The organism is Streptomyces sp. TE5632 (genome assembly GCF_054061295.1).
The window spans coordinates 5,868,578-5,884,581 of the sequence record NZ_JBSSEA010000003.1 but is presented as its reverse complement, the minus strand read 5'-3'; the positions used below and the strand labels follow the sequence as shown (position 1 = coordinate 5,884,581).

Annotated in this window: 12 protein-coding genes and 6 pseudogenes; 7 read left to right on the top strand and 11 right to left on the bottom strand. The window is 70.1% G+C overall.

Annotation, left to right across the window (positions count from 1 at the left end; all coding sequences use genetic code 11):
- Window positions 1-167: 167 nt before the first annotated feature.
- Window positions 168-1,256 (bottom strand): annotated as a pseudogene (locus ACVW19_RS32030) (integrase core domain-containing protein).
- A gap of 177 nt (window positions 1,257-1,433) precedes the next feature.
- Window positions 1,434-1,598 (bottom strand): annotated as a pseudogene (locus ACVW19_RS32025) (pirin family protein); the annotation flags it as partial.
- Window positions 1,599-1,692: 94 nt separating this feature from the next.
- Here ACVW19_RS32025 and ACVW19_RS32020 point away from each other — a divergent pair.
- Entirely contained in the window at window positions 1,693-2,412 is a 720-nt protein-coding gene (locus ACVW19_RS32020; protein WP_457463889.1) for a hypothetical protein, read from the top strand.
- 116 nt (window positions 2,413-2,528) lie between these two features.
- On the top strand, window positions 2,529-4,115 hold the full coding sequence (gene dacB / locus ACVW19_RS32015) for a D-alanyl-D-alanine carboxypeptidase/D-alanyl-D-alanine endopeptidase (protein WP_457463888.1): 1,587 nt from the start codon (window positions 2,529-2,531) through the stop codon (window positions 4,113-4,115).
- Window positions 4,116-4,698: 583 nt separating this feature from the next.
- On the opposite strand, the gene ACVW19_RS32010 is transcribed toward dacB, so the two are convergent.
- The 4 genes and pseudogenes from ACVW19_RS32010 to ACVW19_RS31995 all read right to left on the bottom strand — a co-directional run bounded on the left by ACVW19_RS32010 (window position 4,699) and on the right by ACVW19_RS31995 (window position 7,708).
- Window positions 4,699-5,418 carry an IS6 family transposase gene (locus tag ACVW19_RS32010; RefSeq protein ID WP_457463886.1) on the bottom strand — a complete coding sequence of 240 codons (720 nt, stop codon included), beginning with the start codon at window positions 5,416-5,418 and terminating at the stop codon, window positions 4,699-4,701.
- A 166-nt stretch (window positions 5,419-5,584) separates the two neighbouring features.
- Window positions 5,585-6,119, bottom strand: a pseudogene (locus ACVW19_RS32005) (lysophospholipid acyltransferase family protein); the annotation flags it as partial.
- 35 nt (window positions 6,120-6,154) lie between these two features.
- Window positions 6,155-6,994 carry an IS5 family transposase gene (locus ACVW19_RS32000; protein ID WP_457463884.1) on the bottom strand — a complete coding sequence of 280 codons (840 nt, stop codon included), beginning with the start codon at window positions 6,992-6,994 and terminating at the stop codon, window positions 6,155-6,157.
- 393 nt (window positions 6,995-7,387) lie between these two features.
- A complete protein-coding gene (locus ACVW19_RS31995; protein WP_457463882.1) occupies window positions 7,388-7,708 on the bottom strand; it encodes a hypothetical protein in 321 nt (106 codons plus the stop codon).
- Window positions 7,709-8,772: 1,064 nt separating this feature from the next.
- Here ACVW19_RS31995 and ACVW19_RS31990 point away from each other — a divergent pair.
- A complete protein-coding gene (locus tag ACVW19_RS31990) occupies window positions 8,773-9,189 on the top strand; it encodes a hypothetical protein (RefSeq protein ID WP_457463881.1) in 417 nt (138 codons plus the stop codon).
- Window positions 9,190-9,544: 355 nt separating this feature from the next.
- On the opposite strand, the gene ACVW19_RS31985 is transcribed toward ACVW19_RS31990, so the two are convergent.
- On the bottom strand, window positions 9,545-9,751 hold the full coding sequence (locus ACVW19_RS31985) for a hypothetical protein (RefSeq protein WP_457463879.1): 207 nt from the start codon (window positions 9,749-9,751) through the stop codon (window positions 9,545-9,547).
- A gap of 14 nt (window positions 9,752-9,765) precedes the next feature.
- Complete coding sequence (locus ACVW19_RS31980) at window positions 9,766-10,059, bottom strand: toxin Doc (protein WP_457463877.1); 294 nt, start codon at window positions 10,057-10,059, stop codon at window positions 9,766-9,768.
- Window positions 10,060-10,994: 935 nt separating this feature from the next.
- On the opposite strand from ACVW19_RS31980, the pseudogene ACVW19_RS31975 reads away from it, so the two are divergent.
- A pseudogene (locus ACVW19_RS31975) lies at window positions 10,995-12,235 on the top strand (IS6 family transposase).
- Between the two features lie 385 nt (window positions 12,236-12,620).
- On the opposite strand, the gene cynS reads toward ACVW19_RS31975, so the two are convergent.
- On the bottom strand, window positions 12,621-13,091 hold the full coding sequence (gene cynS, locus ACVW19_RS31970) for a cyanase (RefSeq protein ID WP_457463875.1): 471 nt from the start codon (window positions 13,089-13,091) through the stop codon (window positions 12,621-12,623).
- Between the two features lie 111 nt (window positions 13,092-13,202).
- Window positions 13,203-13,566 (bottom strand): annotated as a pseudogene (locus ACVW19_RS31965) (carbonic anhydrase); the annotation flags it as partial.
- A gap of 158 nt (window positions 13,567-13,724) precedes the next feature.
- Here ACVW19_RS31965 and ACVW19_RS31960 point away from each other — a divergent pair.
- The 3 genes and pseudogenes from ACVW19_RS31960 to ACVW19_RS31950 all read left to right on the top strand — a co-directional run.
- Complete coding sequence (locus tag ACVW19_RS31960; protein WP_457463873.1) at window positions 13,725-14,246, top strand: hypothetical protein; 522 nt, start codon at window positions 13,725-13,727, stop codon at window positions 14,244-14,246.
- A gap of 1,129 nt (window positions 14,247-15,375) precedes the next feature.
- On the top strand, window positions 15,376-15,747 hold the full coding sequence (locus ACVW19_RS31955; protein WP_457463871.1) for a YceI family protein: 372 nt from the start codon (window positions 15,376-15,378) through the stop codon (window positions 15,745-15,747).
- A pseudogene (locus ACVW19_RS31950) lies at window positions 15,728-15,805 on the top strand (YceI family protein); the annotation flags it as partial. The gene ACVW19_RS31955 and the pseudogene ACVW19_RS31950, both read left to right, overlap by 20 nt.
- Here ACVW19_RS31950 and ACVW19_RS31945 read toward each other — a convergent pair.
- On the bottom strand, window positions 15,805-15,939 hold the full coding sequence (locus ACVW19_RS31945; RefSeq protein ID WP_457464912.1) for a hypothetical protein: 135 nt from the start codon (window positions 15,937-15,939) through the stop codon (window positions 15,805-15,807). The pseudogene ACVW19_RS31950 and the gene ACVW19_RS31945 overlap by 1 nt on opposite strands.
- Window positions 15,940-16,004 lie beyond the last annotated feature (65 nt).

Below are 16,004 nucleotides of genomic sequence, written 5' to 3'. Positions count from 1 at the left end.
AGCATGGGTGCGTCTCCGTGCCGGTCGAGGAACCTCGGAACGAAAACCGGCGCCAAGCCCTCGCGCATGATCATTCTCAGCGCCAACGGCTGTACCAATGTCCCATCCGCCGCCGATTGCATCGGATGCGAACTCGCGTGTCGGGCTCGAAAAGTCATCGCTGCTGGTCAAGCGGCGTAGCGGTACTCGTTGAGGGTGCCACCGAGGACGCGAGTGCGCAGGAGCCTGCGGCTGCCCAGATCGTGCACAGTGGCGGGTTGATCCTGGGCGTCGGGAGGCAGTTGATTCCGGGACCGATGGGGCCGATGCGTGTTGCAGTGCCGTTGGAAGTCAGCGAGAACGTGTCGGGCGTGGGCCTCGTTCATGACCAGGACGTGATCCAGCGCTTCACGCCGGATGGTGCCGATCACCCGCTCGCAATGTGCGTTCATCCGGGGAGCCCGCGGTGCGCTGAGTGGTACCTCCATGTCTTCGGCCTGGAAGACGGCGTCGAAGGCAGGCCCGTACGTGCCGTCGCGGTCGCGCAGGAGGAACCGCAGGGACTCGATGCGGACGCCCAGATCGGCGGCGACATTCCGTGCCTGCTGCACCACCCACTCCCGGCTGGGGTGGGCGGTGACGCCGGTGATGTGCAGGCGTCGGGTGCCGTGCTCGAGGAACGCCGGCGCGTACAACCGGTGCCCCCGGGCGGTGTCGAGATGGAAGAAGTCCGCGGCCACGATGCCCTCGGCCTGGTGGGTCAGGAACTCGCGCCAACTCGGACCGGTGCGGCGCGGGGCGGGGTCGGTGCCGGCTGCATGCAGGATCTCCCATACCGTGGATGCGGCGATCGGGTGCCCGGGACGAGCGAGCTCGCCCTGGATCCGCCGGTGGCCCCACCTCGCGTTTTCCCGAGCGAGCCGTAGCACGAGGTTCTTGAGCGCCGCTCTGGTCGGGGGGGGCGCCCGGTGCGGGCGCGCCGGGTACTGTGGTCCCACTTCGGTGCGATGAGTCGGCGATGCCAGGCCAGTAGCGTGCCGGGCGTGACGGGGGAAGACTGCCTGCCAGCGGTGACGGGGTGTCAGACTGGACAGTGCCGCCGGCCAGAACCGATCCGCGGGCTCGTAGCGGACCGGGCCGGCGATCTGGCGGCGCAGTACTGCGTTCTGATGCCGGAGCACGAGCAACTCGGCATCCTTTGCTGTGTCGTGGCGCAGCAGTACCCCGGGAACGGACAACAGCTTGCGGGCCACCTCGTACAGCATCGAAGCGAACACGCGGACATGGTGCCAGCCGAGATCGCCCGACCGCTGCTACCTGCGGCGATGACTTTCCGAGCCCGACAGGGGCCTGCAGCACGTCCAGCGTCCCTCCCGCACGCGGTGGAGGGACGGGAGACAAGGCACGACGGCGAGTCGCCCACCCGTCACCAACCAGTCAGCCGTCTCCGCAGGTCAGCGAACCCTTCCGCGGGGCTTCAGCGGCCCCGGCGGCAGCTCGGGGGCGGGCAGCGGGGCACCGTCGTAGCCCTTCACCTCGCCGAAGCGGGTGCCTTCCATCCAGTCCCGGCGGGCCTGTTCGATCTCCTCCCGGGTCCGGCCGGTCCAGTGCCAGAACATGGCGAACCGTGCGCGCATCAGCGCAGGTCAGCGGCGTTCCGGACCGCCGACGGTGAGCAAACTGTCAGCATCGGTCCCGGAGGAGTCGGCAACCGTGAGTGCCACGGACCTGGTTCGTGGGGTGGGGTCGTTTTTCAAGGAGTGTGAGCATCCGCGGTCGCGGTGGTCGAAGTGCCCGCACCCGTACAAGATCCGGTACCGGTCGACGGCCGGGAAACAGGTGAAGGGGTCCGGGTTCGCGACCCAGGACAAGGCGATCGCGCGTTTGGCGGAGGTCTGCAACGCGAAGAAGGCGGCGCCGCGGGGGCAGGCGAAGGCGGAGCGCATCGCGAAGTACGGGGCGATGCGGTTCGAGGAGTACGCCGCCCGGGGGGAGGCCGGCCGCGGGATCTGGGGCCGGCCGTCGGTGGGCCATCTGGAGTCGCTGCTGAGCATCCACCTGCTGCCGCTGCTGGGCAGCCGGCGGATGAGCACCTTCGACCACAAGGTCGTCGAAGCCTTCCTCCTGAGCATGGAGCGCGACGGCGTCGGCCTGGCCGCGCGGGCGAACGCGTTCGACAAGCTGAAGGCGATCCTGCTGGACGCGTACCGGCTGGGGCTGTTCGACGACGATCCCGTCTCCGGTGTGAAGCCGCCGCAGTACGACCGTCTTCGGATGGCTGACCCGCTGCAACACCCGCCGCAGGCACTCCGCCAACGGCCACCTCAGCCCCGACGAATACGAACGCCGACACCACGCGGCCAAGCTCACGCTCGCCGCGTGAGCAACGAAGCGTGCCCACCATCACGGGGAAGGCCTACAGGCCGGAAGTGAGGTGCGTGGCGAGGTGGTGGTGATCGGTCACACCGGACGCTTGCGCAGCGGTGGCGGGGTGCGGCTCGGCGCGGGGGTCTGTTGCCGTCGGCCGGGATCCGGGATGCTCCTGTGGCATGAGTAGACCCGTGAGACGCACCATCCGTATGCGCCACTGGATCTGGCCCGTCGTCGCCGCCGTGGTCGCGGCGACGTTCAGCTGGAGCTCGCCCGCGGGGGCGGACGGTGACCGGACCGGGCTGCCGGAGGCCATCGACACGATCCTCGGCGACGCCCGCATGGACGGCGGCGCCGCGAGCGTCGTCGTCGCCGACGCGAAGACCGGCGCGGTCCTTTATCAGCACCTGCCGAGCGGGCGGCTCATGCCCGCCTCCAACACCAAGTTGCTCACCTCGGCCGCGGCCATGGCGCTGCTCGGCCCCGACCACCGCTTCACCACCGACGTCCTGTCGACCGGTGCCCGGCACGGCTCCGTGCTCGACGGCGACCTGTATCTGCGCGGCACCGGCGATCCGACCCTGCTCGCCGAGGACTACGACCGGCTCGCCACCGCGCTCGCCGACTCGGGGGTGCGGCGCGTCACCGGGCGCCTGGTCGCCGACGACACCCGCTTCGACGACCAACGGCTCGGCCGCTCCTGGGCCTCCGACGACGAATCCTCGTACTACTCGGCGCAGACCTCCGCGCTGAGCGTCGCCCCCGACACCGACTACGACACCGGCACGGTCATCGTGCATGCGGCGCCGGGGGACAAGCCCGGCGACCGGCCGCGCACCACCGTCACCCCGGCCAACCACTACGTCCACCTCGACGTGCGCGCGACCACCGTCGACCGGGGCGGCCCGAGCGACCTCACCGTCGAGCGGCAGCACGGCACCAACACCGTCACCGTCAGCGGCACCCTGCCTGTGGGCGGCGCCACCGCCAAGGAGTGGGTCAGCGTCTGGGAGCCCACCGGCTACGCCGCGGACGTCTTCCGTGACGCGCTGGCCGCGCACGGCGTGCGCGTCACCGGGGCGACCCGGCTCGGCGAGGCGACTCCGAAGGGCGCGCGCAGGCTCGCCACGCACGAGTCCATGCCCCTCAAGGAGCTGCTGATCCCGTTTATGAAGCTGTCCAACAACATGCACGCCGAGGCGCTGACCAAGGCGATCGGATACGAGACCTCCGGGCGCGGCACCTGGGATGCCGGCCTCGCCGGCATCAGCGGCTACCTGAAGCGCGTTGGCGTCGACCCGGGCAAGCTGCGCCAGGTCGACGGTTCCGGGCTGTCCCGGATGGACAGCGTCCCCGCGGACCAGCTCGCCAAGCTGCTCCTGTCGGTGCGCACCGAGCCCTGGTACGCCGACTGGTACCGGGCCCTCCCGGTGGCCTGTGACCCGAACCGCTTCGTCGGCGGTACGTTGCGCTCGCGTCTGTGCGGCACGCCGGCCGCGCTCAACGCGCGTGGCAAGACGGGGTCGTTGACGGGCGCGTCGGCCCTGTCGGGATACGTCACCGACGCGGGCGGACGCGAACTCGTCTACAGCGTCGTCCTCAACAACTATCTCGCCGGCTCGGTCAAGAGCATCGAGGACGCCATCGTGGTCACCCTCGCCTCGTCCGACGAGAACCGGGCGGTGACGGTGCGGCCGAAGGCCGTCCGGAGCACGGAGAGCAACGTGGACCTGGAGTGCTCGTGGCGCAAGTCGGCGCAGTGCTGAGGCACCCCTGGGCGCTCGGCGCGGACCGCCTGGCGGTCCGCGCCGAGCAGGGCCAGGGCTCAGCGCGCGCCGCGCCGGGTCGCGTAGAGCGGCAGTGCGCAGGCGGCAGCGGTGACCGGGCGAGGCACCCGGCGGCAGGGCCCGCGTGCTCCACCAGCCGGCCGCCGCCCGCCACGCCGTAGGCGATGTCCGCGAGGAGGCCGGTCACGGCGAGGATCATGCCCCCGTTCAACCGCCCCTCGGGGCGCGGCGCTGCACCAGCGTCACCTCGACGACGAGCGCATCCCCTACAAAGCCCACAGAGGGCAGCCACTTCCCGCGTCGCTGTAGCGGCCCCGAGTCGGTAGCTGTTGGACATCCTTGCTGGACACCAGCGGTCGGCTCCGGCTCGGCGTGTCGACGTCCGGATGGCAGCAGGCGGGCATGCGTGTCCAACAAGGGTGTGCAACAAGGTGGGCGGCACGCGATAGGAGCCGTCTGACAGCGCCTGCGGCAGACTGGCCGAAGGCGCTGTCACGTTGGTGGGTGCGGGGGTGCCTGACGGGGCGTTGGAGTGTGATGGGGCCGGGTTCCGGGCCGAGGCTCAGCCCTGGGCGGGCAGGCCGATGTTCTTGGTGATGTGGCCCCAGAGGGTGAACCGGATGGTCATCTCGGCTCGGTGTTCGGCGGCGGTCATCCGGTGGCGGCGGGGCCGGAAATGGGGTGCGATGCCGCTGAACGCGGACAGGAACCGCTGGGCTGCGCCCACGCTGCGGAAGCCCTTCATGGCCCGTTCGCACTGCCGGGTGGGTTGGTCGCTGTTCTCGGCCCGGTGGTTCAGGCCCTGGTGACAGCGATGCTCGACCGAGGGCATCAGCTCCCGGTGGGCGGTGCCGCAGGGGCGGAGCTTGTCGGTGACCAGCACCCGGGGCACCCGCTGCTGCTTCTGCATGAGCTTGGCCAGGAACCGCTTGGCGGCCTTGGCGTCCCGCCTCGACCGGACCAGGACGTCCAGGACGTTGCCGTCCTGGACGACGGCCCGCCACAGATACTGCCGCACACCGTTGATCTTGATGAAGACCTCGTCCAGGTGCCACGTGTCGCCGGACCGGGGCCGTCGGCGGCGCAGGCCGTTGGCGTAGCCCTGCCAGAACTTGGCGTACCACCGGTGAACCGTCTCGGGGGAGACGATCACACCGCGCCCGGGCATCAGCTCCCCGGCCTCGCGGAACGACAGCGGGAAGCGGAAGTACCGCCCCACGCAGTGCGCGATGACCTCGACCAGGTACCGGTGCCCCTGGTGCAACGGCGGCGCGCTGTCCACGGACGGCCCCTCCCAGCATGACCAACCAGAAGATCATCCCACCCGGTCAGTCAACGTGACAGTGCCGCATGAGCGGACAAGAGGTCTTCGGGGCCGGTGTGGTGGTCGCATGGCTCTCGCTTGGGACGGCCGTTCGGACTGGATCGCTCCCAAGGGCGGCGGGACCTCAGCCCCGCCGCCCCATCGCCTGTGCGGCCTTCACGTCGGCCGCATACCGGTCCACGTACTCCTGGCCCGGCAGCCGCAAGATCGCGTACGTGATCTCGTCGGTGACGGCCCGCAGCACCGTCTTCTGGTGCGCCATCCCCGCAAAGCGCGAGAAGTCCAGCGGCTTGCCGAAACGGATCGTGACCGCCGGGAGTCTCGGCAGGACACGTCCCGGAGCCCGGATCTGGAACGTGCCCACCATCGCGCACGGAATCACCGGAACCTGCGCGCCCAGAGCCATCACCGCCACCCCGGCCTTGCCCCTGTACAGTCGGCCGTCGGGTGAACGCGTGCCCTCCGGATAGATCGCGAGCAGTTCCCCCCTTCGCCAGCACCCCCAGCCCCTTCTGGAGCGCCGCCTGCCCTGCGGCCCTGCCCGACCTGTCCACCGAAATCTGCCCGGCACCGCGGAGAACGAGCGCGGTCAGCCGGCCCCTGAAACCCGGCGCCGTGAAGTACTCCGCCTTGGCCAGGAACGTGATGCGCCGCTTCAGAGGGCGTTTAGCGTGGACGGATTGCCGCTTATGACCTAGTAGGTTCCTCGCCAGGTTGGTGTCGTCTCATCCGTCATGCGCTTGGCGAGGTTGTCGATCGAGGCGATGTGGATCATGGCTTCGGAGCTGGCGGCGAGGGTCTCGTAGTCGCGGGCGAGGCGGCGGTGCATCATGATCCAACCGATACTCCGCTCCACCACCCAGCGCCTTTTGACGACATGGAAGCCGCGGACTCCGGGATTTCTGTTGACGACTTCGACATCGATTCCGAGCCGCGCTCCGTGCTCGACCACGGCGTTCTTGAAGCCGGCGTCGACCCAGCTTTTCGTGATGGTCGGGTACGTTTCCTTGGCCTGGTCGAGGAGGCGTGTTCCCACGACGTTTTCGGAGAGGCTCGCGGTGGTGACGATCGCGACGAGGAGGAGCCCGAGCGTGTCGGTGAGGATGCCGCGCTTCCTCCCGACGATCCTCTTGGCGGCGTCCGTTCCCTGGCTGGTCAGGGGCGCGTTGGTGGAGGTCTTCACGCTCTGGGTGTCGATCACGGAGGCGGTCGGTTCGGGCTTGCGCCCCTCCTTCACCCGGGCCAGGCCGGTGAGGTCATAGTTGAGCTGGGCGAAGATTCCCTCATCACGCCACGCGGCGTAGTAGGCATGGACGGTGCCGTGGTTCGGGAAGTCGTGCGGGAGGTATTTCCAGAAGATTCCCGTGCGGTTGACGTAGCGGAGCGCGTTGAACACCTCGCGCAGGTCGACCTTGGCCGGCTGTCCGGTCGGTCTGCGGTCGAGCCGGGCCTTTCTCCAGGCCGTCAGCGTCGGCTCGATCAGGGCCCACCGGGCGTCGGACAGGTCGCTGGGGTACGGCTTCCGCTCGCTCACCGTCCAACGCGAGCACGAGCATGCCGGAGGATTCGGTTCCGCCGGCTGCCGGGCGGTTCTGCATCATTTTCAAACCAGACGGACTTCCGAAGGCGAAAGCGGATGAGGCGGGCACTCGACCTTGTGGCCGGAGGGAGGGCATTCATCATCTAACAGATGAAAATCCTCAAAGGGGTGTGGAGATAGAAGCCGCATTCGGGAATAAGCCTACGTAAACGCCCTCTCATCTCACAACAGTGGCAACACCTGCGGCAAGGCCGATTCCCAGTTCGCTGACCAGCGCGTCCGGACACCACCACGGAAACCCACCACCGACACGCCATCCACTGACACCAAACCGAGAGAGCGCAGTCAGGCGACGGTGACGAACACGGCGATGCCGAAGGCCCGCAACTACTGCGCCGAGGTACCGCGCGAGTAGCGGCGGCGCAGTGCGCGCAGCTGGGCCGCCTGCTCCTCGAAGGACCGCACCTCCGCGGCGCCGACGTACGGCACCGGCAGCCAGGCGACAGCGCCGTCGCGCAGCATGGCCGCGACACGCTGCCGGGGGCCGCTGCGGGCTCGGGGGTCGGCAGCTATCGGCAGGTTCTCCAAGCGGAGGACCTCGTCCCACTCCAGCCGCCGCCAACGCAGCATTGCGCGGATCCGCAGCCCGTCCGGGCCCGCCTCCACCCGGCGCCTGAGCACCCCGAGTGCGTACCCGACGGCCCCCACACCCACGGTCCCGGAAAGGACCCCCACTTCTCGGCGTCCGGCACACCGAGGCCTGCCGCAACCCCCGCCGCGACCGCGACCGTCGCGGACAGCGCGGTCGTCCAGCGCGCGGACGCCCCTCCCATCCGCAATGACAACTCATCATGACCCGCCATCCGCATAATCCTGCCTCCCGCTCGCAGCCGCACGTAGGACGCCGATCACACCTGGTCGTGCCGCCCGAAAGGCGGCCCACGGGCCGGAACCACTGCCGACGAACACCGCCCGCACGGATGACACGCCGGCTCCGCACCTCCTGTTGTCGCTGGGCTCCAGGTCACGTCCGCGAGACACCGGTGTCCTGTGACGGCGCACCTCGAGCGCGTGCCAACGCTGAGCGGCTCTGGTCGAGCGCCTGCGCGCTGGCTCTCTCCAGTTGCCGTCGGGGTGTGCTCAGCGCTTCCTGGAAGAGCGGGTGGAACGGCCCGCTCTTCCAGGAGGAGCGCACCATGGCGCAACCGGTAAGTCGGCCAACGATCAGCGCTGAGCAGTTCAGCCGAGTGTGTGACGAGATCAGGAGCACGGCGGCGCCCGAGAATGACGCTCAGGCCATCCGGGACTGTGCTCTGCGCATCGTGCAGAGCCTGGGCCTGGCGCTATCCACGGATGACCCGAGCAGGCTCCTCACCGAACTCATGGCCCCTAGGGTGGCCCCAACCCCGGGGAGCCCTCGGTACGCCCGAGAGGCCGTTCTGGACATGCCTGACGAACAGCCAGGAGAAGATGAAGGTCCGGTCAGGTAGACCGAGCCGTCACGCCTGATTACATGCTCAGCTCGCCGGAGGGCGCCTTGATGTGCCCCGGTTCACGAGCATCTCGCCCGCAATCGCTGGATTACCTCGTGAGCCCTCGGAGGCTTGTGAGGCATGTAGGGGCAACGGCCTGTTGCCTCATATGCCTTACCGGCGATCATGCCCCTGGATAGCGGGGGCCGTCCCGGGGCGCGGATCCAGCGCGGCGACCAGGACGCCCGACCCCCCACCCAGGTATTGCGATCAGCGCAATGTTTTGCGACCACCACAAGCATGCATACGATTGAAGAGCTGGCCGCCCTGCGCAACCCGTTGCCCGAGCCGGGCACCGTCACCCCCGAGGACTGCTACGACGACGCCTGCGAACAGGCCGTCGAGCAGCGCCAGAGGGGCGCCCTCCCCCTGGAGGCCGCCAGCGACGACCAGCAGGTCGACCCTTTACTGCTGGCGCTCGAGGACCTGAAGGCGCAGAAGGAGGCCGTCGACGCTCAGATCCGCCAGCTGCTGGCCTACGGCCGGGAGGTCCACGGCAGCCGCCCCTACGGGCTGGCGGAACTCGCCCGCGCTGCCGGATTCAGCTTCTCCGGGGTGCGCACCGCCTACAGCGAAAGGGAGATCAGGCAGGTCACCGCGCAGATCGGCAGGGAGCCGAACCGGCCGCGCCGCGACACCGCCAAGGACAGCCGGTGAGCGCGACGAACGGCGCGGTGCGAGAACGGCGACGGGTGTGTGTGGGGGGGCACGGGTGAAGACACACCACCGCGCTCAGCCGTCGCTTTCTGCCGCGCGGCAGGGCGGCACACGCCCGGCCTGTCGTCGCCCGCTGGCGTCCTCGGACAGGCACCATACGAAGCGGAGCCCGTCCGAGGCCCTTCGCCCGCTGCCCGAACGGGCCGCCGGCCTCCCCGATGGCCAGCCAATCACAGGGCACGAATCGCGCGGTCGGCCGGCTCCCGCCTTCGAGTCCGGCGGATGGCGGCCCCGCCGGGCGGGGCGGCCGCCGGCGCTGAGACTCCCTGCTCCCGGGGCCGGTGCCCGGGTGCGGCTATTCGATGGGCTGGTCGTCCCGGTAGGACCACACGCGGCCGGCGCTGAGGCTGTCGAGGTAGTCCAGTAGGGGTTCGATCTCGGGTCGGGTCGCGCTGGAGGACGCCAGGACGGACTTCGCCTGGTCCAGTGGCAGCAGGACCGCGCCGGTCACTTTGCCGTCCGGGTCGTGGACCACGAGCTCGCCGACCGAAGCGCTCGGCACCCGAGCCGAAGCAGTCAGGGAAGCCGCAGGGACCGAAGCCGCTCGGCGATGCCGTACGAATCGAGTTCCAGGGCGCGGACCTCGGTGATCAGCTCACACCAGACCTCGAACTTGGTGTCCGCCCGCTCCCCGTGCATTTCCAGGTAGGCGACGGCCAATCCGTAGCCGAACAGCTCGTTGCGGGCCGGGAGCGGGCGCAGCACCACGCACTCCTCCAAGAAGACGGCCGCGCGCCAGAAAGGGACGGGCTGGTGCTGGTCCTGGCGTGGTGGATCAACTTTGTGGCGGGCGGCCATGCCGACGAGCACGGAGAAGTCGTTGACGGGCAGGTCTCCCGGCAGGAGCTCTTCCTGTCGCTCCAGGAATCACCGGTAGTCGACGTAATACTCCCCAGGCACAGGTCAGGCCGCCCGCGGAGCGTGCCGGGCCGGACCGCCGAACGCGGCGTCGAACGCGGCGACGGTTGCCGGATCGCCGGTCACACGGCGGAAGCCTCGGCACCGGCCGCCAGTGCGCGCTCGCGCTGCTTCTCCTCGGCCACCCGGGCAAGGTAGGCCTCCAGGGGCAACCCGGCGTCGTCCGCCAGGGTCTGGAGGGCGGCCTGGTGCTGTCGTCGATCTCGATGTCGGCCGTGAGACGAATATGCCGCGCCGCCCTCTGCCCGGACCGCCCCCTGCGGAAAGCGGCCCGGACCTGCAATGCCGGTGACTTACGGCGTTTCCGCAGATGAGGTGGGATGTTGAGTGGCCTTGAGGAGGTGGCCACAGTTCTCGGCCCGAGCGGCCGTTCCCGTGGTGGCCGGCCTGGCGCGGTACCGGCGAGCGCGGTCCGCCCCGCAGCCCTCAGCCCTCAGCCCTCAGCCCTCGGCTTCACAAAGGGCGATGATGACGATCTGGACTACTGGACGCCCCTCTCCGCAGGCCTCGGTACGCGTTCCCGGCGTCCCGCACGCGAAGGCGGTCGCCGGGAAAGCTCTGGACCGCCGCGCCGGTTCTCCCGTAGGGACAGGCCAGGGCCGTGCCGTGGACAAGCACCGAACCGGACGCGGACACGGCCGCGCACACCGCAGCCCGGCGTCTCATGTCTCCCACTCCGATCTTGGAGGAGCAGCCGGTGACACCGCCCGTTCCCGCGTCCCCTCTCGCCGCTGCGGTGGCGCTGGATCCTGCTGACCACCCGGCGCCGGGACGTGCGGTTCCTGTACTGGCCGCCATGGCACCCGACCGGAGACCACAACCTGCGGATGTTCGACCGAGACGGGTACGACATCGGCCGTCTGGTAAGGGGGGTGTGCGACGCCTGCCGCACCGGCAGCATCAACAAAATCTCCGTCGACTCCGATCGCCACCGTCAGGGCCTCGGGCGGCGCCTGGTCCGCCGAGTCCTGGCCGACGGTCTCGGACACACCTGGCAGCGCAACCCCCACTCCCCCTCCAGGCCAAGAAGTTCTTCCCCGCCCTGGAGGGGGAGTGGGGGTTGCGCTGCCCGAGTTCGGCGGGGTCTGCGAGCGCCTCGGCTCGCCCACCGGCTCCCGGACTCCCCCGCCGGGCCGCCGCCCGCGGTCCGCGCTGGAGCGCGGCGGGTGAGGGCAGCACCGTGTTTTCTGGTCCTCGCCCTGCGCAGCAGGTGCGGGCCGCAGAGGCATGCGGTAGAGAGGATCTGGGGGCGGAACGTGAACAGACAAGACCGGGCGGACGCGGTGGACCGGGAGATGGCCACGCGCCTGCTGCCCGATGCCGTCCTGCAGGCACTGGACGGCCGGTGGAGCGAGAACGCGATGAGGTATGCGGACGGGACGCCGGATGCGCACACGGTCCGCTATGTCCCCAGCCGGTGGGTGCAGATCACCCCCTGGCCCTCGGCGCCGGCTTCGACCTCCCATGCCGGCGATGCCGGGGCCAGCCGGGCGCAGGTGGCATCGATCGTCGCGGACGCGCTGCGGCGCGAGGCTTTCCGGGAGGCCCTGGTGGCGACCTATGTGCGGGGGAAGGGAAAGCGCGGCACCCCCGGCGGCAGCGGACCGGCCACCTGCAGAAAATCCTGGCCGCGGGCCGTCGACGCCGACGGCACCGTCCTGGACATCCTCATACAGAACCGGCGGGACACCACTGCAGCCCGGCGGTTCTTCCGCAACCTGCTCCAGAAGACCCGCTCGGTGCCGCGGGTGGTCATCACCGACCAGCCGCGCTCCTACCGCGCCGCCCACCGCGAGGTCATGCCCTCCGTGGAACACCGCTCCCACCAGGGCCCGAACCACCGGGCCGAGAACTCCCACCAGCCCACCCGGCAGCGCGAACGCGCCATGAAGGGCTTTGCAGCGTCGGCGGAGTCCAGCGGTTCCTGGCCGCGTTCAGCGGCATCCCATCCCACTTCCGGGCCCGCCGCCACCTGATAACCGCCCCCGACCACCGCGCCGAGATGACCATGTGCTTCGCCCTCTGGGACCAGGTCACCGGCGTCGCCGGCCGGCCCACCACGGCCTGAGTCCGGAGCGGAACCCGACCCCACCACCCCCGCCACACCATCAGGCACTCACACACTCAACAACGTAACAGCGCCGCCACGACCGCTCATGATCGCGGTTGTGGCGACCTTCCGTGGCCCCAGGACGGAAAGTGATCCAGAACCCGAATGCTGACCCTCTGACGGCGGATCAAAGGTGACCCACTTGATGATCTTCGTCTGACTCCGCCCTTGGTGGTCAAGGTCAGGAGGGAAGGCGATTCTCGTGGAGGACTGGGCAGAGATCCGGCGGCTGCACCGGGCTGAGCAGATGCCGATCCGGGCGCGCGCGGCATCTGGGCATCTCGCGGGAAGACGGGGGCGGGGGGCGGGAGCCTGGAGGTTCCGGCCCCCGCCCCGGGGAGGGTCAGAAGGGCTTGTAGGGCAGGTACTTGCCGTCCAGAGTGATGACCGCCCGCTCGCCGCCCTCGGGGTCGGCGACCTTCTTCACATCCAGCTTGAAATTGATCGCGGAGATGATGCCGTCACCGAACTGCTCGTGCACCAGGGCCTTGAGGGTGGTGCCGTAGACCTGGAGTATCTCGTAGAAGCGGTAAATCGTCGGGTCGGTCGGAACACTGTCCCCGATCGAGCCGCGGGTGGGGATGGTCTGGAGCAGCATCACCGCGTCGTCGTCCAGGCCCAGTAGCTCGGCGACGGCCTTCGCGGCGTCGACGGGCAGGGCGTGCTGGCCCAGAATGGCGGCGGTGACGAAGGTGACCGACAGGCCCGCGGCGTCCGCGATCTGCTGCCAGGACACATCCCGGCGGGTCTTGGCCTCAACCGCAGCGATGGCCAGCTGCTGGCGGGCGGTGGGGTCGAACTGAGCGTGCACCATGGGAGGTTTCCCTTATCCGATGTGCTGGTCCGCAGGAGGGCGGGGCGGCGAGCTTGCGGGGTGGTGGGTGATCCGGGACCGGTGCTCGGGGATCAGGTCGTGCGGCCAGGCCGCCACAGCGATGCCAAGGGCGCCAGCTTCTTCGACGGTGCCGGTGGGGATATCGTAGACCCAGCCGTGCAGGGTAGCCGTGTTGTGCGCCAGCGCATAGACCAACCGAGGGGCGTGTGGCCAGGTTGGCGAGCTGGGTGGTGACGTTCTCCGGTACCAGGGCGGCCGCCTTCTCGCCGCCGACCGGGGCTGCGGTGGTACGGGCCTCGGAGGCGTCCGCGTGGCGCAGCCAGTCGGCGATCGCTGGGGTGCCGGGCAGGTCGTGGCCCTCGGCCAGGACGGTCATCGCACCGCAGGCGGAGTTTCCGCACACCGCGATGTCCGTGACTCCGAGGACGGTGACGGGCACTGTCACGTTGGCTGACCGGGTGGGATGGTCTTTGGGTTGATCATGGTGGAGGGGGTTGTCCGTGGGCAGTACGCCGCCGTCGTACAAGGGCCACCGGTACCCAGTGGGGGTCATCTCACACTGAAGCCGTTTCATCAGAACATGGGGAGTTCGCGGGTGGGAGGAATCTGTTGGTGGCCGAGGTGCTGACGTGGGTGATGCAGCGGCGCATCGCGCTGGCCGACCGCGTGGAACAGCTGCGCAAGGAACTGGCCGAGACCGAGGCCGAGGTGGCCCGGCCGGAGGCCGCAGAGGTGGTGATCGGCCAGTTCATCGAGGCCGAACGCGCGGGTGAGGCGGATGATCCGGCCATGGATGCCGAGCTGGAGCGGATGACCACGCCGGGAGCGGGCGGCCTGCTGCTGGTCCCGCTGCGTGAGGACGGCATGGACCAGGGCGTCCTGCCCGAGGACTATCAGGCGATCATGCGGGTGGTGGCCGGTGCTGCGGAGCCTGTGGGGCTCGGAAAGTCATCGCTGCAGGCGAGGGCGGCAATGCGGCGCCGACCGGCTCCCTTTCTGCGTGATCGTTTCGCTGGTGTACCAGGTGACCCGGAAGCCGCCGTCCGTCCCGGCGGGGCTGCTGCGCCGCGACGCCTCCAAGGACGCAGCCGCTCGTGCCGCGGCACGAGAACGCGGTGCCGCGCCGGCAGGTGAAGGGCTCGCTCCGCTACGCGCCCGCGCACCGGTTCTGGTGCGCCGCCCTCCGGGCTGATAACCCGGCGGCCTTGGGCGCCCGGTCTTCCCGGTCACCCCCGGCACGCTCCTGGCCCGGCACCGCCGGTGCAGCGCCGCCCAGGGAGACCACAGCAGGCGGCGCCCGCGAACCGGACGGCCGCCGCCCAGGAAGACGATCAAAAAGCTCATTTCGCGTCTGGCGCGGGAGAACCCCCGCTGGGGGCACCGGAGGATCCAGGGCGAGCCGGCCCGGCGCGACCGCCCCATCACCGCCTGGCCGGTCCGGGGAATCCTCCACGCCGCGAACGTTGGCCCGGCCCCGCGCCGCTTTGGCCCTACCCGGCGCGAGGTCCTCACCACCCAGGCCGAAGGGATCACCGCCCGCGCCTTCCCGCCCAGCGACACCGCGCCGGGCAGCAGGCTCTACGCGCCGGCGTTCGGCGAGCACGGCACCCACCGGTTGCCCATCACCGGCGTCACCGCCCATCCGGCCCAGGCCTGGGCCGTTCACCCGGCACGCATCCTCGCCGCCGGCCCGGGCACGCGCCGAGATTCCGGCGCTTCCTGCCGCGCGACCGCGATGACCAGTAGGGCGAGGCCTTCGACGCGGTCTTCGCAGCCGACGAGACGGAGATATCCCCCAGAGCGCGCCGCGAGCGCTGCGGAGGGCCGCCCACGGCGGGAGGAGCATCGGCAGCATCCGGCGTGAGGCCCTCGATCACGTCCTCCTCAGGGGCGAGGCTCCCGCCCGACAGGTCCGGGTCACCTACCCGGAGCACCACACCGCGCATCGGCCCCCTCGGGCCCGCCGTCAGCTGCCACCCGACTCGGTCCGACAGCTCGCCACCGTGCACGCCTTCGATACGCGCAGACTCCTGCGCACCCGTGTCCTCAGCGGCGTCAACGAGTACCGCTCCGCGGCCCGGCAGCAGCGACGGCTTTCCGCGCCCCACACCGGGTATCCGGCTCCTTTGCGACATCGTCTCGCCCCATGGGGGGGACACGCCGACTGGACCGCATCGACGGCCCCAGCCGTGTCCGCCCGTAGCCTGGGCGCTGTGAGCTGACTGACGGAACGTACCGGCTCGGGCCGTCGACCGGCCGCCTCTTGATCAAGACCGGCCGCGCCGGGCTGGGCCGCAGGGCGGGACACGACCTCACCATCGAGGCCACCCGATGGTCCGGGGAGGCCGTGGTGGCCGTCGGCGCCCCGGACAGGTCGTCGGTGAGTGTGACGGTCGAGACGGGCTCGCTGGAGGTCCGGGAGGGAACGGGCGGGCTGAGGGCGCTCACCGATGCCGACCGGGCCGAGATCAAACGGACGCTGGCGGACAAGGCCCTGCTGAACATCGCGGAGCACCCCACGATCACCTTCCGTTCCACCCGCATCACGGGAACCCCGCAGTCCTTCGAGATCACGGGGGGAGCTCACCATCAAAGGCCGGACCCACCCGGCGACCGTGCACGGGAGGGGGAATGACGGCGGGCCGGTGCGCGGCTGGGCGACCGTCACGCAGTCCGCCTGGGCAATCAAGCCCTACACCGCGTTCTTGGGCGCGTTGCGGCTGGCCGACGAGGTCCGGGTGGAGTTCGAGGTGGCCAGGCTCAGCCCGGTGGACAGGCCCGGGTAGCCGCCGTTCGCGGGCCAGGCGCGACAGCCGGTCACAGCCACCCGGCTCGAGGCTGCGGGCGGATCGACCCCTCGGCCTACGGTAAAGGCATGAGCGACATCGTCGT